This is a genomic window from Alkalihalobacterium alkalinitrilicum, assembly GCF_002019605.1.
Taxonomy (GTDB): domain Bacteria; phylum Bacillota; class Bacilli; order Bacillales; family Bacillaceae_F; genus Alkalihalobacterium; species Alkalihalobacterium alkalinitrilicum.
In genome coordinates, this window is sequence record NZ_KV917368.1 from 4122449 (window position 1) to 4142786 (window position 20338).

Below are 20338 nucleotides of genomic sequence, written 5' to 3' on the forward strand. Positions count from 1 at the left end.
TTTTGGATTAAATTGTATATGTTAGAAAAAATCTATGAAAAAATCCCCTATGAACTGGTCGCTTACTGTTTCATGACCAACCACTTCCACCTCCAATTACGCTCCAAAGAAGCATCCATCTCAAAAGTCATGGCCCTGTTGAATAAACGGTATGCGAACTACTACAATACAAAGTATCGTTTAACCGGTCACGTGTTGGAAAAGCGGTTTTTTTCAGAGGTCATCGAAGATGCGACAGGCATGCTTGAAGTGGCTCGTTATATTTTTTTAAATCCTGTGAAAGCACGGATGGTACGCTTCCCTGGACATTATCCATGGAGTAGCTTTCAGTTATACACCAACTCCAACATCCTTCCACCCTTATATATGGATACTGAGCGTCTTTTAAACTATTTTCCTGGGCCTGCTGAAGAGAAAAGACGGCAGATAGTGGATTTTGTAAAGTCAGCAATTCGTTTCTGAAGGATCTGACCCCCACTGCGTTAAGGGGGACAGACCGCTAACTCTAATTCACCGAATTTCCATCAATGACCGTTAATGTACCTTTGATATTTTCGTTATGAAAGCCGTGGTGTTCTTTGCACTCATAACTATACGTCCCTGGCTCTGGATTAATAATGATGAGTCCAGATCTCCCTCGTTCCATATGGACACTGGCGTTTAAATCAGGAAAGCTGAGTATATGACATTTGTTGTCGGACTGATTTTGTATGTGAAAAACAATAGGTTCCCCTGCCTTAACTTCCAATGTTGCTGGCTCCACCGAATCAGGTTTCATTACAATGGTTGGTAGTTGCTCTATTGTATTTCCGTTAATTCCAGAAACCCAATGAAGCTGGGAGTAAAAACTTATGAAAAGGCCCATAACTGTTGCTCCATAAAATAGTCCCTTGACCTTGGGGAGCCATGTAGGTGGCTCGTGACTGTCACGCAGATTAGAAATTAAACCTGTTAAAGAAAAAATGAATATCCCTAAAACAAATATTGCACTTAGGAAACTAACACCCATATAAGGGTTGCTGGCTTCCATCATCGCATTGTATTCTGGGTCAATATTCCTGAACATAGATATTATCAAGGAAGGTACAGTAAGAATGCTAAATATAAATCCGTAAAGAATACCTATCGCTGGTATCCACTTCCCTTTTAATCGGAATAGCAGAAAAGCAATAATGAGGCAAATTATTCCATTTATTACGTGAATAGGTGGAAAATGCCGTAAAACAATGGAACCTGCGAATAATATGGTAATAACTTGTAACAAAAGTAATGTGGAAGCGAATTTTGTGTAACTATTGATCATAAGCTTTCCTCCTCAATCGTTCCTTTTATATCATTTCTATATGCAAATGTATGGGAATATTCATTACGTCACAGTGACAACCTGAAATTTGTCGTAGTCCTACTCTCCCATCACCGTTTCTCCAACCACCGCCCCCAAGCTTTTCCTTCGAAAGTCATCCTGCGTTTTTCTATCGCTAATTTCCCAGCAACCGTCCCGTAAAAATACTGAATGAAACTCGTTTTTATGTAATTTTGCTTATACTTATAGATCGTTTCCTTGAACGCTTGGATGATTGGCGGGAGTAAGGTCTCGATCGGTTGTGCAAACTTCATGGAACGGTAAGCCATTGTGATTCGATCCCATAGGGAACAAATGTCTTTGGAGCGGTTAAAGAATGGCTTGACTGTTTTGACGAATGGTGTCGGGACATAGGACGGGACAAACGTATGATCAAGTTGTTCAAGTGTGGTTTCTGAATCTAGTTTTGATGATTGACGAAGATCTTTATCTTTATGTTCTTTAGTTTTTAATAGAGAAGCTTCCAGTGCCTTTTCGGGTGCTGGATGGCTTGGTGTATCTGGTTTTTTAGCTGCACGACGGTCTGTCAATTGTTGGTCCTGTGCTCTGTCAAAGGGGTGAAAGACATAGATGTTATGGGAAAATCCGCCTTGTTGACGAGTGGTATGATGAATGCTAAGGATACCGAGTGTTTTTGCTTTTCTAAGCATGCGTTCAAAGGTAGAACGAGAGATGACGCCGTTATGAGTTTGGGCGGCTTGTACGAGTTTACAAATTCTCGCATTGCAGATCCCAGGTATTTTGACGCTGTATTGGATTAAGGTTAAAAGAGCGATCTTTTCTCCTTTTGTGAAGTGGTGTTCATATTGTTTTCTTACAACTTTCATCGTTTCATTGAATAGTTTGACGGATTGGAACTTACTTAAGTGTACGAATTGGTCGATGTGGCCTGGTTTCACGGGGATGCCTCCTTGTTTCGATTGAAGTTGGAATGTTGGATTAATAGGTAATATATGTTAGGGGTACAGGGTAGTGTTTTCTTTGGAGGTGTTGGATTGTCTTGTGGATAAATTGTAGACAGAAAGACTTGCACCATTGGTTTATCGGTAGTGAGTTAGTTTTATGGATTGAATATTGTGGGAAGCGAGTAATGCAATACGACGTGCGCTGAAGTTGTTTTTCGATCGTATAGTAGGAGACGTGAAGTAATAGTTCTTTATTGTCTTTAAAGGTGATAATGGTGTGGGATGGAGCGTCGGGATGGCGTTGAATCGACTTGACGTGATAATAGAAAAGCCAGTGACATTCGTGCAGCTTCGGGGAATGAGTCGGAAACGCATAAATTTGTTTGTGTGGAATCACAGGGATGGGAACTTTATTGTTGACCCCTGTTTTATGGGAAACTGCTGCACGTCTCCCGTTGAAGTCCGCACCGCCTTCTAAACAAGCTTCTTTAATGAGCTGGAGCGGAGTCTTTCTGACATAAAAGCGTTGGTCTTTTTCCCAGACGATCGTTTGGTAGTCGGTGTGATAAGCGGGGATAAGGGCAGCGGTGGCTTTGTTGATTTCGTAATGATCGAGGATGATATCATTCATTTTTAGTGGGCTCCTTTATTAGAGGGATTTTATGGAACTGATTTCATTCGTGCAAGTGAGGGTTTTTTTGAGGGACTGTTGTAGAGAAGGAACAAGAAGGGTTATTTTAGTTTATTAAGGTATTGTGGTCCATCTAGTGATCTGGTAAATTTTTTTGTAAATACTCATCTACTTTTTCTTCAGTATCTTTATATAAGGAGTTCATATCGAGGCCGAGCGCTCGAGAGACCTTGAACAAAATAAAGTGAGACGCTGTGACTTCAGGACGTTCAATGCGACCGTAATAGGCACGAGTGATATTAGCTCTAAAAGCTATTTCAGCGGCTGAAAGTTTAAGTTTCTTTCGTTGAGCCCTAATTGTCTCTCCTATGATTTTGTTTACATTCGTCTCTAGCGTTACATCTTCTGGCGATTTTTTTCCTTCTTTCAACGTTCATGCCCCTTTTTACCTACTATAATCAGGTATAACAAAGGGCTTTACGACGTACGATCGATAGCAAAATGGAAAAATAGAATTTTTTTAAGCAGCCGATATCTCAAATCATTGCAGCTAAAGAAATAATGTCGGTTTCTATCAGGCTTTATGCAAATGAGAATCGGTCACTGTGACACCTCGAATAATATTGTTTCACGTTGGTGTAAGGAATTTTTATCTAGGTGAAGTGAGGTCTGTCCTTACTGTGTAGATGAATAATGAGAGTGGGTGGAATGTGAACTTTATCTCCCTACAAGGTAATGGCGACTAGGGTTTGAATTCAGGACGAAGTAAGTTGAGTGTCACTGTGTGACTACCCGAAGTTTGTCGAAATAGTTTGGGTATCTCATTCTGGTAGGACAATTCAAAGGGCAAATTCTATTCATAGTTTACGAAAGCCCGCACCTTTTACTGCATTCTCGTTAGTTTTTATTTAAGTTTAAGGAAAGGAAATTTACTAAGAAATATCCTACCTGAAACCCCAAACCAATTTATCCTTCCTAACATAAGATGAAATAATACTAAAACCAAGGTGATTAAATGAAGTGTAGATGCCATGATTATACTAATCAAATCATTAATTTAGAGAAGATACTAGATAGTATTGAGATTTCATTAAAAAACAAAAGTGGTTTGTCTTTGGTGAGATTTGGACATGGGGAAATTTCATACCTTAGTTGGCCGTTTAATCGAGAACTTGTCCAACATTTTCATTATTGGAGTCAATATGCTGGCTTTCGTGAACCACCAAAAAAGATTTATCCAAAATTACTCGAAGCGCTAAGACAAACTGACATTGCTGGACTTCCTCCAGAGGATGATTGGGATAACCCTATTTGGGATGACCGAATGTGTAAAGTTCTACACTATTTTAATATTTCACCGAAAAAAGTTTGTTCATCCTGGCTTCCGCAGGAGTTGATTCCAGTTGAGAGATTTTGGGAGATTTTAAGAGGGTATAAAATTAGTATAGTCGGCCGTCGAGCCAAAGAAGGAGTTAAAGCTTTTAATAAACAAGGTGTTGAGGTTACTAACACTATTAGTCTTGAGCCAGGTGAAGAAAAGAAAGTTCATTCCTATCTTTGCAGCAAAAATAATTGGGATATTACTCTTGTATCAGCAGGATTCCCTGGGAAGCTAGTTACGCCGAAATTATCAAAATCATCAAAACGAATTGTGATAGATTTTGGCCATGCCTTAGATCAACTAATTGAAGGTGATGAAGTTGATTGGAAACTAATCATATCTATATGGAAAAAAGATAATTTAAAGTAAACCACTAATATTAAATTAGGGACTGGAGCGTATTAATATTACCCTTTTTAACTTTTCGATTCCCTTATTCGATAATCATTCCTGTATTGACTAAGCATTATTACACACTGAAAAGTTGATTATTTATCTATGTCAGACAAACATGCTCTGAATATAATATCTCAAGAAAATTGTAATTTCATAACTCGGTTTATTGAGAATGCATTATACCGTTTTATTAAGAAGGAACTTAGTGGGATGTCAAGTAAAACTATTATTATATATCTAACTCTTCCTCATTTCTTATCCTTAAGAAACTTGTTAAGAGTATACAAGGAGTGAACTTGGTGAAAAAAAAGATTGCAAAGCAAGTCAAAGTATCCCTTGTCAACTCCAAAGGGGATACTTTTCGAATGACTCTGCAAAGACCTGGGTATATTGAGGATATGATTCACAAGCACGGATCATGGGAACCTCATCTTTCAGATTTTCTTAGTAAATTTATTTCAGATGGTAGCGTATTTTTGGATATCGGTGCTAACATAGGATATCACAGTCTTTACTTGGCAAGTCTTTATTCAAATGCAACGGTTATGAGCTTCGAACCGCACCCTAAAATCTATCAACAGTTGAGTCGAAATGTAGAGATTAATAAATTTAAAAATGTGCTTGTTTATAACAAGGCAGTGGGTGATACAAAAGGGAGCGTAGATTTTTATATGCAAGATATTTTCAACTATAACCGAGGCTTATCATGCATTAATTATGATTCAAGTATCGGAAATAAAATTAAGAAGATTAAAGTTGATATTGTTGCATTGGACGAATTTTTAAATGAGGACATTAAAAAGAAAGTTCGTGTACTAAAAATTGATACACAAGGTTATGAATATCATGTTCTTCAAGGTGCATTGAATTTATTACAAAAGTCTCAACCCGTCATTGCATTTGAACTTCATCATAACACTGGACCTCAACTTGAAGATATTTTGAAACTTATTCCTAATTACAACGTTTATAAAATTGAGCCATGGAGCGGAGAAGTCCGTAAGGTAAAAGAGCCAGATCCCCCTAATTTTGCAAACGATTATATATGTGTTCCTCATACTTTGGATGTTTAGCCAAAGCCCATTATGAGAATATAATAAAAGGCTAGGGGGTGAGACCCGCTTTGTTATCTACGACAGTTGTCTAGAGTTTCAAACGTAGACAATTCCTCTAATAGTGGGGTGGGCAGAACCCATTATCAAAGCCGCAGAAATTAAATAGAAAAATAGCGGGATCAGACCTCTTAATTATTAGAAATCTGTCCCGCTATTTTTCATGAGGAGATTCGGGGTGAGATCCACTCTTGGAAATCCGATATCCAAATCCTCTTCCCTGTTGCAATATTTTTTGGTTTTCTTTATCAAACTTTGTCCCGATTAAATCTTTTTCTCTTTAAGAAATTACATGGTCAACGCTGAATTGCAGGGCTGCTTTTTTAAATTGTTATTGAGCCTTATAGAAACTTGGACTTAGTACTGCTGACTAAATAAATCAGAAACTTGATCTCCCTTCTTAAATTTAATATTTATATAATTACTCACTAGTGTTGCATTAAAAGAAACGAAATATTTAAAATACTATAAATCTTCAATTATTGATTGATTTGGATACAAAAAAATCCTTTACAATGGAAGTACAGGTGGTTCCTGTCCAAATCCAAAAGTAAAGGATATCAGCTATGGACAAGAATACACGATTATCTTCATTTGGTAAATGGGTTGCGCCCATAAATATAAAACTTTTTGATGAACAAGTTGAAAAGTATCAACTTGATAAGTACACAAAGAAGCTAAAAACACTCTCTTTTACTAAGCTTTTTCTTTATGCTCACTTAAATCAAATGGAAAGTCTCCATGATCTTAATACAGCACTGGCTGATGAGAAGTTACAGAAAGAACTTGGATTTAAATCAATCAGTGTCTCTCAGCTTTCTCGTAAGAATAGAGCGATAGACCCTGAGTTTTTATCAACTATCTTTCTTGAACTTGTACGTCTGATTCACCTCAAGACAGAAAAACGAAAAGCCATCCGACCGATTAAAATCATTGACTCTAGTACGATGCCACTCAATCTTACTCGTTGTCAGTGGGCCAAATTTCGAAAGACTAAAGCTGGCGTAAAACTTCACCTTAGGTTAGTTTACGTGGATCAGGAATTGGCATACCCAGAAAAAGCCATTATCACAGATGCTTCGGAACACGACCGAAACCAACTTGAAATACTCGTTGATGATAAAGACGCCATGTACGTGTTTGACCGCGGGTATGTTGATTATGAACGATTTGATCGTTATACAGATGATGGTATCTTTTTCCTATCCAGACTAAAGAAAAACGCAGTTATTCGAGAGATTGAAACGTTTAACATTCCAGAAGGTAGCCCAGTAACATCAGACAAAATGGCCTATATCGGCACAACACAAAAGCGATGTGAAAATGTGTTTCGTATTATTGAAACCGTTGATTCAAAAGGACAATTACTACGCTTGATTACCAATCGCTTCGATTTAACAGCTGAAGAAATTGGAGATCTATACCGTTCAAGGTGGGCAATTGAGCTCTTTTTCAAATGGTTAAAACAGCACGTAAAAATTAAAACTTTTTTTGGTTATAGTGAAGAAGCAGTTCACAATCAACTGTTTTTAGGACTGATTACGTACTGCCTTAGTGTACTTATCCAACTAGAAATCAAAAGTAAGCAAACACTTTTACAGATCACTCGATGGTTGAAGAGAACTTTATGGCGGCCAGTCCATGTATGGTTCAGTTATATTAGTCCCAAAGGGATTCCGTAAGAACTTTACTAGCTGACCGTCACTTAAGAACTAAATGTATAATTTTACCAAATGGACAGTACCACCTTTCGCTTGGTGTTGTCTTTTTAGCTCATTTGCCACGAAGTGCAAAATACAGAATATTCTAACTTATAGAATGCAGTTTTATGCAACACTAGTGATAATTACTATAATGGTGATTTCTAGGTTATTTATTTAAATTAGTTCTTAATGGTTTTTACAATTTTAGTTTCCTAAAAATTAGTTCGATTTTCAGTTATAATTTTTTCATAAATCTCGATATAACGATCAGCCATCAATTTCCTACTAAAATTACTGATGGCGTAATCCCTCATTTGTTTAGGTGTTGGTAGATTTTCGTACTTAACTTTTTCAACCATTTCTTCAATGGTTTTGCAAACTAAATCTGGAAAACCAGCCAGAACTTCTTTGACTGCACCATTATCCAATGCAATTACAGGTGTTCCACAAACCATAGCTTCAATCATAACAAGACCAAAAGCCTCATATAATGTTGGAAAAATGAGACATCTTGCATTTTTTAATAAATCGATTCTGTCTCTTCCTCCAACTTCTCCAACATAACTAATATTTCGATTATTTTTAATATATGGTTCGACATTTTTTATAAAATACTCACTATCGTCAATTGGACCTGCAATTATTAACTTTTGTTTTGAAAGTTCTGCTATCTTAAGAGCATGGTGTACGCCCTTATCTTTACAAACTCGACCTAGAAAAAGTAAGAAATCCTGTTTATGATCACAAAATTCAAAATCTGTTGGATTAATTCCGTTATGAATATAAGTTCCTTTCCCTTTTCCTAGTAAATCAAGCATAGTGTTACTAACAAAGATGGGATATTTAACGACTTCAGTATACCACCAAACATGGATGGTACTTACAGTAGGGATAGGCAAATTTAACTTGCTTATTACAGAATCATGGGTATGATCATGTATTAAGTCAATATCACCTGGTAATGTATTTTTTACAAATTCTACTATTTTCCTTGGATTTCCAATATGATTGTATGGTAAAATCTTTGCGCTACTATGACTCCCTTTAAGAGCATAGAGAATTACATCATGACCTCTTTCCATAAGCTCTTCACTAAGGTCATAGACAACTCTTTCTATTCCCCCATATTTTTGAGGTGGAGTGGTGAGGTAATCAGGGGCAACCTGAACTATTTTCATGGATTCTACTTCCTTTCAAAAATTACTAAACAAACTACAAAATCGAAAACACTTCAAGTTTTTATGATTACTTACCACTAGCAACTAGACTTCTAATATACTTTCTTGCTTCATCTTGCATGGTTCGATAAATAGGATGGAAGATAAAGCTATGAAAATGGTTACTATCTTTTAAACACTGTTGGATTTCTTTTTTGGTATAATGTGGGCGATAGCGAATAGACATCGCGTAAAATGGATCTTTTTTCTGTCTTGCCACAAATTCAGCCTCAGCCGTTCTTGGATAAGGCTTCATTTTACTTCCTAGCCTTTTGGCTAAATTTGCGAATACAATTTCGTCAGTTCCCCAGGCTTTTGTATCTAGTATATTTTTTTCAAAGAGTTCAAACTTTTCGTAACTTAGAATTTGATCAACTAGCCCCTTACTATATGTTTGACCAACATTGAATGCACCTAAATATTGATATTTATCTAATTGAAAAATAGGTTTCCATTTTTCCCATTCAGCCTGAATTTCTGGTGCTCCTCCCCAGTTGAAATATTGTCCAAGAAGAACACCCATATAATCAACATTTTGCATTTCTTTTTGGATAAATTCCTCAAAACCTCTCCTAGCAAACAAAGCATCAGAATCAAGATTAATTAAATAATCATAATTAAATTGTTCCTCTTGTAACCACTTCATTACTTCGAGCATATAAATTGTGGTAAAACCGTAATTCAACTTTTTACTAGATGGACACACAGGGTATCCTAAACCTTCACATAGACCTGGATCTCCAGACCCATTATATAAAACAATAAAACTATTCGGACAAAAGTAACGAATGTTTTCTAGCATATTTATTATGATTTCTTTTTTATTATGAACAAGTATAGCAAAACAAATTTTTTTACTGGCTTTTCTCGAATTATTTATGGTCAAGACTATGATCCCTCCTTAATAATTTAAGAATTATTATATTTATATTCATATATTTATTAATCGAAAAGACGTTTATCTAGAAATCGATCAAAATATTTGAGTGCCTGGAGTGCCTGGGGTCTGACCCAATGTCATCAAGATAAGTTTCCAATTAGTTCCCAATTAGTAACTCTCATGAACCACACAGTATTAAAATGAAAAATTCCAAACTATGATACTGAAAACAACTAAAAAAAGACAATAGGATGCCCGGGAGATGTTTTACATTTTTTTACATCACCCTAAGGCATCCTATTTTACTTCGTTAAATGCTATAATGCAGACTTCTGAACTAGCCCGTTTCTATTAGCTCGCAACCCCTTAGTACGTTTGAAACTTCTACCTGGTCTTATGGGAGTACGATTCCTTTTGATTTCGTCAAGCATTTGCTTATATAGCTTTTTACGTCGTCTTGGACTTTCCTCTAATATAATACGGACTAGATTAGCTTTCAGCTTACCGGTCAAAACGTTGGCGTTAGCTGTGTATTCATATTTTAGATCCTTTCCTTCTTGCTCTTTGGCAATCATTTCGTCAGCCTCTTGTTTAACTAGCGAAGCCATGTTTGCTAGAAACATGGTCGCATAAAAATCTTGTTCAACTGAAAGAGGAGTATCACCTGTAAACTTTTGAAGTTGAAGTTTATTTTTTAATTCATCATATTTTGTTTCAATTCTCCACCGCTTAAAATAGAGTGTTTTAAAATCCTGTATCCCAAATGTTTCATCTTCTATATTTGTGATGAGCAACTCATCTTCACCCGATGGCAGTGTAAACCGTATAGCCCTTAAGCGCATCACGCTCCCTTTTCTTTTAAGCTCAATTATTTGGTCAGGCACCGAAGATTTAATACTAGATTTATAATAATTGACAGGTGTTCTAATCATAAATTTTACATTTAATTCTATTAGATAAGCGAAAAAATCTAATGATGGATATCCTCGATCAAAAAGAAAAAGGTCGTTATTGTTCAAGTGATCTTTAAAGCTGTTCATCAGTTTGATAGCGACAGACCGTTCTCCATCTGTACATTTTGTAATCAAAGCCTTTACAATTAGATTATTTTCGGTATCATAGATACAGGATGCCATTGCGCGAGCCAGTTCTAAAGAACTGCCTTTCGAAACGCCAAAGGCATCCCTTAATCTTATGGAATTATTTATTTCCAAGATGGATGCATCGATAGCGAAAATACGAAACCCCATAAATTTTTTATAAGGATTTTCCTTGTAGTACCAATCCACAATGGTATCAAATAATTTTATAAATGCTTCCGGTTTAATCTTCTTTCTAGCCTCAGAAAACGCCTGTTTACTAATACTTTCCGTCCTATTTCCAAGAAGCTTAAAATAGTCATCCAGCTCAATCTGAAAGCTTTTTTTCACGAAATTGAGCATAAAAAGAATAGTGCTAATAAAATTTAATTTGTTTCTCCCTTCACGAGTAAAATAGGTTGGTTTGGAACGTGATTCACACTTAAAAACATAGTCATGTAGGACGTTCTGGGTTACCTCTACAGCTTCTAAAAACAGGCTTTTTGCCACAAAAAATCACCACTTCATCGTTGATATACCAAAAAATGGTATTCAGGTCGATTATTGTGGTGATTTTGAAAAGTCAAGTGGTTTTTCGTGCTGTTAATAATATTTTTATGACAATCTTATCCATTTACATATTTTGTAATCTTAAGTTGATGACATTGGGGTCTAGTATAGAAAATAGTTCAAGGAAATAAAAAAGGCCACCGTTTTCATTGTAAAATAGAAGGACCTACCACAGTACTTCCAGTTACAACACCTTTACTAAAGGAGATGAAAACGATGACTTATACATTATTGAACCATATTCAAGGGAAAAACGGAAGTCAGTGGGCAAAGTTTATAAGAGAAACTGGGACTGAAAACCTATTAATGGTGGCAATTGATGCGGCTAAGTATACACATAAAGCAATGATTTGTACGTTCTATGGGGATATATTAGTTAAACCGTTTGAGTTTGATGCGTCTCTAACAGGGTTAGACATAGTTAAAAAGCATATTCGGGAGGAAAGAGAAAAGTATGGTATGAAAGAGGTTGTGGTAGGAATTGAAACCACTGGGCATTATTACGAAGATCTTGTTCGTCGATGTCATAAAGAAGGATACCGTGTCCGAATCATAAATGCAGCGACAACGGACCAAGAAAGGCAAGCTCTCTTAAATTGGTCTAAAACAGATAATATTGATCTCATGGCTATTATACAGTCATTGATCCACGGGAGAGGAACATCTAGTGAGCTACGTTCAGGCAGTATAGGTTCTTTACAAAAATTAACTCGCGCACGCCGTGAATTAGTTGATGACCGGACTTCTACACAGAACTTAATTCGGATGCATATAGACCATGTATTTCGTGAATTCCAAGGAAAAAGTATTTGGGATAATGGAAAGCGAAAACATGTCCAACCCTTCTCTAAATTGTTTGGTAAAGCCCCGCGCTATATGATGAGACATTACCCACACCCTAACGATATTCTAGAACTGGGTAAAGAAGGGTTACGTGAGTTATCTATTCGTGAAAATTTGAAACTGCGTGATAGTACGATTGAATGTTTACTAGATTTTGCACAAAGCTCTATTTCTCAGCCTAAGGAGAATGTAGAGGTTGATATCTATCTTCTTGCTCAAAAATTAGACCGGTTAGAATTATTAGATAATCAAATTAAACGGTTAGAGAAGAAAATTGAAGACCTGTTTATCGAGACCCCTGGCGCTATTATTTTAGCTGTACCTGGAATAGGAGTTGTTACGGGTGCTGAATTCTATGCAGAAATGGGGGATATCACCGATTTTGACCATGCAGGACAACTAATAAAGCTAGCTGGTACAAATCCGATAGTCAAACAATCTGGAGGCCATAAACCTAGTTATTACGGCATTTCTAAACAAGGAAGGCGCCCGTTCAGAAACATTGTGTACCAGGTAGGAAAATCTTTAGCTGTCAATAACCCTGAGATGAGACAGAGATATTTGGCCCTGAAAGAGCGTGGGAAACACACTCGCCAAGCTTACGTTGCTTTAGGAAACCGTATGATACGTCTAGCCTTTTCAATGATTCGACATCAGTCATTATACCGTACTGATCAAGAAAACTATGTGTTAGTAGAAGTCATAAGAAATAAACTGCGAAGTCCCAATGTAGAAAAATTCTTTGAAAACTTTGTCTCACCAGGACTTACTCAATCTGCTTAAAAAAAGTATTAATACTCAACTTGAATGTATTAACGTTGGATATGTTAAATTCTCGTAGGTATAACTGAGGTCCTTTATAGCGATTTTTGTAAGACATTATCTTTGTCAAAATAAAACTCCCCTAGGACGTTAGATCACATTGTTATTGGTGTCTGAGGCAAAAGACCTCGTGGGTCAGCAGTATGGATCTTGTCCTACAAGTACGAATAATACGTGAAAAAATCTAAGTTTATATTTGCTAGGTGGTATCCTCTGTAGGATGAAAAAGCAAGATCCTTTCACGTTCTAGAGGAGTTTTATTATAAAGTTCTGTAGGTAGATGAATTCTATTACCGTATAATGGGAAAATAGAGTTTTACTTAAGGTCGGTCCTTTTTAGAGAAAATAACCACTTGACTTATTTACCATTATACGCTGACCCCCACTAGGGTAAAGCAATGCGTGGAGGGGGCTAGTGAACTACCCTCCAGCCAAGTGGACAGAACTCTTTTTAGGGGCATGGTGAGTGAATTTATTTGGAGCTATGACTCTGAATAATTTCTATTATCTCTTGACCAAACTGGTCAGCTTTCTTTGGCCCAATGCCATCAATTTCTAATAGGTCCTTCATTGTAACGGGTCTTTTTTGCAAGAGATTTTCTAGCGTGTTATTCGTGAATATGTAAAATGGCTTCACATTGAGTTCTTTTGCACGCCTCGCTCGAAAATCTGTTAGCTTTACCTTTAATTCTTCCAGGTTAGTATCTGCAGACTGAACCTTCTTCGACTTCCTTTGAGGGATAGTCTCTTTATGTTCAGAGCTTAATTGAACTTCGCTATCATTACCGTTCGTAGATGATGTTTCTGGCATTATAGTGCTTTGAATAACCGATAACAGAACTGTCACTGTGACTCCCCGAAGGTTTGTCGAAAGCTCCGAACAGAAAGGGTGCTGGCTCCCCAAGGTTTAAAGGTGATACTGTAAATTGCAAGAAAAAGCGGCCTCTCAGGCCGCTAAAACAGAAAAGCCATATTCCGCAGGCCCAGCATAGAAAATGAGGAAGCAGGAAGAACCGTCCCCAAGCTTCTCTCTTTGTCTAGAAATCGATAAATGAATAGAAGTTGAAAATAAATTGAGCAAAGTTGAAAATAAATTGAGCAAAGTTGAAAATAAATTGAGCAAAGTTGAAAATAAATCCCCATTACTTAAAAATAAAAACATCAAAGTTGAAAATAAACGCTTCTAAATCACAAAAGGGGGGGCAGTTCAAAATCCCCCACCAGAGTAAAGCAATACCGCAGTGGGGAACCCCGCTAATCCCAGGGGGCAGTGCTTTTAATCGATTGTTATTTTGGTACCGTCAAACTTTGTTAACGTAAATCCATCAAAATGTTCATTATAGGTTTTGCTGAAGTCACGAAGGACCTCAATGGCTACGGCTTCACCGAGTTTGATGCCCTCAATTCCGTCAGAACGCCAATGCACACCTGCTGTATCTCTGCCAAGGGCAATATTAGATGCGAGTTTATTCAATTCTCCGCCTATTGTTAACGGAAAGTCTGAGTATGGAACTAATGAAAGTCCGTCTTCGCTAGCTGTAACGGGGTTAGGAATTTCATATGCTTCATTAAAAAATGCCTTGAGGACGGTGACACCAGCACCTGCCAAGCAGGCGTGCCCAGCTGGATAAGCAGGGTGTGTTGGACATCCTTCTGGGTAGGACATCGGGAGAAGGTAAGTCCCATACTTGTTGAACACTTTAGATATCACTTGAGAGTTAAGTAGTTCGTTATGGATCGGGTAATTAGCGGAACCTGTTAAATGATTGTGAACTCGCCCTCCAAATTCTTCAGGTCGTAGACGACGATGAACTAAAAACTTATGAAACCATGCAGCCTCTAACGCTACACGAGATACTTTACTTACTAAATCTAGAATATGCGGTCCGCCGAATGTAATAAAGCCGCCTTGAGTTGCTGATTTCAAATAAGGATTATTGGGGCTGAGTGCGTCTCTTCCCAAATTATTTAAAATCAAACAAGCCGATAGCGAGGGTTGGTAGGAGAAGTCAAAATGAACGTATTCTCCTAAGTCGCGGCCGTTTCGGATATATCGAGGGGTTGGGTCTTTAATAGGTGAAACAGGGGTTCCGCCGTTTTGGATATTCAACCATTCCTCATAGTCCGTCATGTGGTCAGCGCTAGCTAATGTTGTTTGATAACGTTGAGGGATTGTCGTTGAACCAAAGGGAATGTCTTTCAGCAAAAATTGTGAAACAAAAGGTCCCTCAAGATCTCCTCGGGTGTCCCCACGAAATAATGTACTAGTTGTAACACATCCATTCATCTTCGGCCCGCGAAAATCGGAAAATCGCGATAGCTCTGATGCCGCTTCAATGGTAGGCGCGTTGATATCATATTCTTCGAAGTGTACATCGCGAGTTAATGCTCGCCAGTATACTTCGGCCATTTCACTTGCTTCCCGCGCACTACTGAAGGCTGGAGCTGGAGGTAAATCTGTCTGATGACAATCAGCTCCAATAAGATCATAAACATAAGCAGCTTGTGGGTTGGCTAATTTCGTTACTCCCCCCATTGGGATCGCTTCAAATTCCTCTGGCTTCCCGCTTTTTAATGCCTTTATTAGAGAGTCATAGGCATTAACATCAACTTCACCAAGGGAGTTATGGGGCAATGTTTTTGTGAAGTTTGCTATTTTTTTCGAATAACTCTGTTCATCCCCGTTACATCGATGATCGATGAGGTCAAGCTCCCTGTAGTATCGTCCCATATCTTTACGTAAATGATAGGCCTTTTTTCTTCGTTCTTTGCCAGTCAAAGGACCAAGTACACATTTCTTTTTATCTTTCCCCATGCGTTTTCAACACCTTTCACACGGTATACTTTATTTTATAGTAAAAGTGAAAAAAGCTATTTTATTAAAAATATCCTTTTATTATATGCATAGGGGAGTCACTGTGACGCCCCGAAGTTTGTCGAATAATGAGGGGAATCAGGCATTATTTATTTCCAATAAGTTCCACTCGGTTTCTTATCTAATCATAATCCGATATACTAGATTTATCGATTCATGAAAATACATCTAGGTTGGTGTAAGGATGGGGCAGATTAAACAAAGCGATAAAGTAAACAAGCTGTTTGAGATTAATCATTTACTAACAACATCATTGGATATTGGTGTTGTTTTACGCACATTAGTGGAAGAAGCTAGGAATCTATTGGAAGTATCGGATACGGTGATCCTCTATTTATACGACCGTGAGGATAATGTTCTTCGGGTAGCTGAAGGGGTTGGCATTGATATTGAAGTCATGCGCCAAATCGCCTTTGTGCCTGGGGAGTCGTTAACGGGGAAAGCCTATGCGGAGCGGAAATCATATTTATTTGCTGAAGAAGATATTTTAAAACAAAACATGGCCAATATGTCACCAGAAAATTATCAAGCTTACTTTGAAGGAGTCTATCGAAGGCATATCAAGAGTGCCTTTTCGGTTCCGCTTCTTTATCAGGATGAGTGTTTAGGTGTACTCATTGTTGATAATTTTGAAAATGATGGTCAGTTTACCGATGATGACATTCGTATTATTGAAATTATTGCGAACCAAAGTGCCATTGCAATCGTTCACTCGAATTTATTTGAAGATCTGAAGAAAAAGAATGATCAACTCATGCAATCGATTGATATTCATGAGAAATTCACAAAGGCGATCTTAGATGGTGGCGGTATCGATACCATTTTAGCGTTATTAAGTAGAATATTAGCTGTTCAAGTGAAATTTCAAGATGAGAACTTGGAGTCTACTTCAACAGAGTATCCTATTATTCGTGGAAGAGAGACCCTGGGTTCGATTTATATTGGAAAAGACATTAACACGTTGTCTCCTTTAGAAGTGGTTGCTGTGGAACATGCATCAACAGCATTAGCCCTTGAGTTAGTTAAAATTAATGCATTGTATGAAAAAGAGTTACACTTTCGTGAAGAAGTGTTTCAGCAAATGATTGAAGGCATTTCTTATGGGGAATTCAAAAGAGTGCAAAATTATGTGAATTGGAACAGCGACTCGGAATTAGTATGTGTGGTGCTCGAGGGGAAACACAACCCGTTATGGAAATCGGATTCCTTATTAGATAAAGAGAAGTTTATCCGCTCACTTGAAAACATTTGTCAAAATATTAGTAATTCGACCTTCATTTTGTCAAGAACCTATCAAGCTATTTTAATTATCCCAGTAACAAGTGAGAAAGTCGTTGATTTGATTGTCCATAAAATCTCGGATCAGTGGAAGAAGCAAAAGGATATGATTTTTGGAATGGGCAGAAAGGTGACGGTAGGGAAGCTAGGTGATTCGTATCGGGAAGCATTAGATGCCGTCCGATTTGGAAAAACGAGTGGAGATCGATTCGTCGATTACTCGAACTTGGGCTTTGAACGTTTGCTGCAAAACGTGGATCCATCGACGTTAAGTCTGTTTGTTGATGACAAAATGGGACCACTCCTTTCAATGGAACCGATTTATATAGAAACACTAGGAGTCTTCATTCGTTTGAATAAAAATCACAAACGGACAGCCGAACATTTACATGTCCATCCGAACACGCTGTATCAACGAATTAAAAAGATGGAAAGGCTAATGAATATCTCCTTTGATCGTGAAGTCGATTGGATCAATTTAATGATTGCATACAACCTATATGTGACAAGCCACAATGCATAAATGAAAACATTGTGGCTTGTCACATTTCATTTTATTTTTCTGAATATTATAATTACTCAAAAGTATAACAATACAAAAAGGAGTAGTGATCGGTTGGTACAAGTAAAAGTAAGTAATCAAGAAAATTTGCTTAATCGATTGATTGACATTAGACAAGAGTTACATCAATACCCAGAAGTAAGCTCAAAAGAGTTTCAAACGACCAAACGATTAAAGGATTGGTTAACGGAAGCAGGATATACGATACTGCCGTTGGAAGTGGAAACGGGGTTAGTTGCTGAACTTCGCGGGGGTTTACCAGGGCCAACTGTTGCCTATCGAACGGATATTGATGCTTTACCGATCCTGGAGCAAACAGGTCTTCCTTACGCTTCAAAAGTCGATGGAGTGTCACATGCCTGTGGTCATGACTTCCATATGACAATTGCTCTTGGCGCAGCCTTTACTATAGCGGAAAAAAGGGAACAGCTTCGAGGAACGGTCCGGTTTATTTTTCAGCCTGCAGAGGAAACGACCCAGGGGGCAAGACAGTTCATAGAAGCTGGTTTGTTTGAGGATGGACAAATTCAGGCGATTTTTGGCGTTCACAATCAGCCTGGCATTCGTGCAGGTCACGTTGGAGTCACTGATCAACGCTTAATGGGAGCAGTCGATACGATTAAAATCAAGGTGAAAGGTCATAGTGGACACGGTGCGATCCCGCAGCACGCAATTGATTCAGTTGTCGCAGGTTCTGCGATCGTGATGGGATTGCAGTCCGCTGTGAGCCGGAACATCGATCCATTCGAACCTGTGGTCATTACGATCGGTTCCTTTCAATCTGGGACAACACATAACGTGATTGCGGAATCAGCCGAGCTTTTTGGAACGGTACGTAGTTTTAATCCGAATGTTCGCGCACAGCTTCCACATTTAATCGAAAGAATTGCTAGAGATATCGCAAAAGGCTATGGTGCTGAAGCAGAATTAGAGTTTATTCCCCAAGTTCCTGCGATTGATAATGATCAGACGATGACGCAATTGGTCAAAGAAGCAGTGGAAGAAGTGTTTGGAGAAGGTACAGTTGTTCAACCGGAGCCGACACTTGGTGGAGAAGATTTTTCCCTGTATCAACAGTATGTTCCTGGATGCTTTTTCTGGGTCGGTACAGGTGATGAGGAAAAAGGTGTGAACAAACAGTGGCACGATTCAACTTTTTTAGTAAACGATGAAGTCATTCCAGATGCCGTGACGACGGTTGTCCGCACACTGGAAAAAGCGTTAGAACATTTCCGATTGAATATGAAGGAGGAAAAATAAAGATGACTGCGACTTATCAGAATTACATTAACGGTGAATGGGTCAATTCAAAATCAGGGAAAACGTATGCGAGTATTAATCCAGCAAATACAGAAGAAGTATTGGGTTATTTTCAAAGCTCAACGGTTGACGATGTAGATCAAGCGGTTGCAGCGGCGAGTGAAGCCTTTCCAGCTTGGGCAAAAACAGCGGTTCCTACCCGAGGCGATGTGTTATTCCGCTTAATTCAAGAGTTGGAGCAGGAAAGAGAAACCCTTGCTGAAATTATTACGAAGGAAGTTGGTAAGTCACTACGGGAAGCGTTGGGAGAAGTAGAAAAAACGATTCAAGCGATGAAGCAATTTAGCGGTGAAGCGACTCGATTAACGGGCGAAACGATTCCTTCCTATGACCCAGATATCTTCGGCTATACTGTGCGTGAGCCACTAGGAGTTGTCGGGTTGATTGCGCCCTATAATTTCCCGCTGGGGATTGGGATTTGGAAAATTGCTCCCGCGATTGTCGCTGGAAATACAGTGGTGTTTAAACCAGCAAGTAACACGTCGTTAATTAGCATTAAAATCATTGAGTTATTTGAAAAGTCTGGGGTACCAAAAGGAGTCCTCAATATGGTCACGGGGTCTGGTTCTGTAGTGGGAAAAGCGTTTGGAGAAAACCCAACTCTTAAGGCGGTCTCTTTTACAGGTTCTTCGGATGTTGGGATTGCTCTCGGTAAAGCTGTCACAGCTCGTGGTGGAAAAATGCAAGCAGAAATGGGCGGGAAAAATCCTTCGATTGTGCTAGAGGATGCCGATCTCGATAAAGTAGCAGCGAGTTTGGTTGTTAGTGGTTTTTTAGATAATGGACAACGCTGCACAGGTACAAGTCGATTAATTGTTTTAAGATCGATTGCCAAACCATTAACGGAAAAACTCGTCGAAAAGGCGAAAGAACTCAAAATCGGCGATGGATTTGCTGAAGGGGTAGACAATGGTCCCGTCATTGATGAGTCACAGCTCAATGTGTATTTACATTATGTGAAAACAGCGATTGACGAAGGCGGGAAACTCGAGTTTGGTGGCAAACGGTTGACTGAGAATGGATTAGATAAAGGCTATTTCGTTGCACCGACGGTATTTAGCAATATTACAGAAGACATGACGATAGCGAAAGAAGAAATCTTCGGACCCGTGATTGCGGTCATGGAGGTCGACTCGTATGAGGAAGCCATCCGAGTCGCCAATAATACGGAATTTGGCTTGTCGTCATCGATCTACACGAAGGATTTAGAAAAAGCCTTCCACTTTGTCCGCAATATTGAATCAGGTGTGACCCATGTTAATGTTCCATCGAATTATTTTGAAAATCAGTACCCGTTTGGTGGCAAGAAAACATCTAGTATTGGCCCGAGAGAGCAAGGAAGCACGGCGCTAGATTTCTGGACAGATCACAAAACGGTTTATATCAACCCAAATTATTAAG

General features: G+C 38.3%; 17 protein-coding genes. 8 read left to right on the forward strand and 9 right to left on the reverse strand.

Going from position 1 to position 20338, the window contains the following annotated elements; translation table 11 throughout:
- The first annotated feature begins 18 nt into the window (after nt 1-18).
- Nucleotides 19-462 carry a transposase gene (locus BK574_RS19955; protein WP_078429812.1) on the forward strand — a complete coding sequence of 148 codons (444 nt, stop codon included), beginning with the start codon at nt 19-21 and terminating at the stop codon, nt 460-462.
- Nucleotides 463-505: 43 nt separating this feature from the next.
- On the opposite strand, the gene BK574_RS19960 is transcribed toward BK574_RS19955, so the two are convergent.
- The 4 genes from BK574_RS19960 to BK574_RS19975 all read right to left on the reverse strand — a co-directional run bounded on the left by BK574_RS19960 (nt 506) and on the right by BK574_RS19975 (nt 3329).
- Nucleotides 506-1303 carry a cupredoxin domain-containing protein gene (locus BK574_RS19960; protein ID WP_078429813.1) on the reverse strand — a complete coding sequence of 266 codons (798 nt, stop codon included), beginning with the start codon at nt 1301-1303 and terminating at the stop codon, nt 506-508.
- A gap of 110 nt (nt 1304-1413) precedes the next feature.
- Nucleotides 1414-2262 carry a hypothetical protein gene (locus BK574_RS19965; protein WP_078429814.1) on the reverse strand — a complete coding sequence of 283 codons (849 nt, stop codon included), beginning with the start codon at nt 2260-2262 and terminating at the stop codon, nt 1414-1416.
- A gap of 40 nt (nt 2263-2302) precedes the next feature.
- Nucleotides 2303-2899 (reverse strand): competence protein ComK, encoded by a 597-nt coding sequence (locus tag BK574_RS19970; protein WP_078429815.1) that lies wholly within the window; start codon nt 2897-2899, stop codon nt 2303-2305.
- Nucleotides 2900-3032: 133 nt separating this feature from the next.
- On the reverse strand, nt 3033-3329 hold the full coding sequence (locus BK574_RS19975; protein ID WP_078429816.1) for a helix-turn-helix domain-containing protein: 297 nt from the start codon (nt 3327-3329) through the stop codon (nt 3033-3035).
- 585 nt (nt 3330-3914) lie between these two features.
- Between BK574_RS19975 and BK574_RS19980 the strand changes: the two genes are divergently transcribed.
- From BK574_RS19980 to BK574_RS19990, 3 genes are all read left to right on the forward strand, one after another.
- Nucleotides 3915-4649 carry a GT-D fold domain-containing protein gene (locus tag BK574_RS19980; RefSeq protein WP_142248004.1) on the forward strand — a complete coding sequence of 245 codons (735 nt, stop codon included), beginning with the start codon at nt 3915-3917 and terminating at the stop codon, nt 4647-4649.
- 326 nt (nt 4650-4975) lie between these two features.
- The gene (locus BK574_RS19985; RefSeq protein ID WP_078429818.1) at nt 4976-5749 is read left to right on the forward strand and encodes an FkbM family methyltransferase; all 774 of its coding nucleotides are present in this window, start codon (nt 4976-4978) and stop codon (nt 5747-5749) included.
- 605 nt (nt 5750-6354) lie between these two features.
- Nucleotides 6355-7470, forward strand: a complete 1116-nt coding sequence (locus BK574_RS19990; protein WP_078427739.1) for an IS4 family transposase — start codon at nt 6355-6357, stop codon at nt 7468-7470.
- A gap of 233 nt (nt 7471-7703) precedes the next feature.
- Here BK574_RS19990 and BK574_RS19995 read toward each other — a convergent pair whose 3' ends face one another.
- The 3 genes from BK574_RS19995 to BK574_RS20005 form a co-directional block, all read right to left on the reverse strand.
- Complete coding sequence (locus tag BK574_RS19995; protein ID WP_078429819.1) at nt 7704-8669, reverse strand: glycosyltransferase family 4 protein; 966 nt, start codon at nt 8667-8669, stop codon at nt 7704-7706.
- Between the two features lie 67 nt (nt 8670-8736).
- Nucleotides 8737-9594 carry a hypothetical protein gene (locus BK574_RS20000; RefSeq protein WP_078429820.1) on the reverse strand — a complete coding sequence of 286 codons (858 nt, stop codon included), beginning with the start codon at nt 9592-9594 and terminating at the stop codon, nt 8737-8739.
- Nucleotides 9595-9905: 311 nt separating this feature from the next.
- Nucleotides 9906-11177, reverse strand: a complete 1272-nt coding sequence (locus BK574_RS20005) for an IS4 family transposase (RefSeq protein ID WP_078427785.1) — start codon at nt 11175-11177, stop codon at nt 9906-9908.
- Between the two features lie 276 nt (nt 11178-11453).
- On the opposite strand from BK574_RS20005, the gene BK574_RS20010 reads away from it, so the two are divergent.
- Entirely contained in the window at nt 11454-12863 is a 1410-nt protein-coding gene (locus BK574_RS20010) for an IS110 family RNA-guided transposase (RefSeq protein WP_078427547.1), read from the forward strand.
- Between the two features lie 511 nt (nt 12864-13374).
- On the opposite strand, the gene BK574_RS20015 is transcribed toward BK574_RS20010, so the two are convergent.
- Together BK574_RS20015 and BK574_RS20020 are read right to left on the reverse strand one after the other, a co-directional pair.
- Nucleotides 13375-13749, reverse strand: coding sequence for an HRDC domain-containing protein (locus BK574_RS20015; RefSeq protein ID WP_078429821.1), 375 nt, complete (start codon nt 13747-13749; stop codon nt 13375-13377).
- A gap of 429 nt (nt 13750-14178) precedes the next feature.
- On the reverse strand, nt 14179-15717 hold the full coding sequence (locus tag BK574_RS20020; RefSeq protein WP_078429822.1) for a vanadium-dependent haloperoxidase: 1539 nt from the start codon (nt 15715-15717) through the stop codon (nt 14179-14181).
- 244 nt (nt 15718-15961) lie between these two features.
- On the opposite strand from BK574_RS20020, the gene BK574_RS20025 reads away from it, so the two are divergent.
- The 3 genes from BK574_RS20025 (at nt 15962) to BK574_RS20035 (ending at nt 20337) form a co-directional block, all read left to right on the forward strand.
- A complete protein-coding gene (locus BK574_RS20025; RefSeq protein WP_078429823.1) occupies nt 15962-17578 on the forward strand; it encodes a helix-turn-helix domain-containing protein in 1617 nt (538 codons plus the stop codon).
- Between the two features lie 93 nt (nt 17579-17671).
- On the forward strand, nt 17672-18877 hold the full coding sequence (locus BK574_RS20030) for a M20 metallopeptidase family protein (RefSeq protein ID WP_158211702.1): 1206 nt from the start codon (nt 17672-17674) through the stop codon (nt 18875-18877).
- 2 nt (nt 18878-18879) lie between these two features.
- Complete coding sequence (locus BK574_RS20035; protein ID WP_078429825.1) at nt 18880-20337, forward strand: aldehyde dehydrogenase family protein; 1458 nt, start codon at nt 18880-18882, stop codon at nt 20335-20337.
- Nucleotide 20338: the final 1 nt, after the last annotated feature.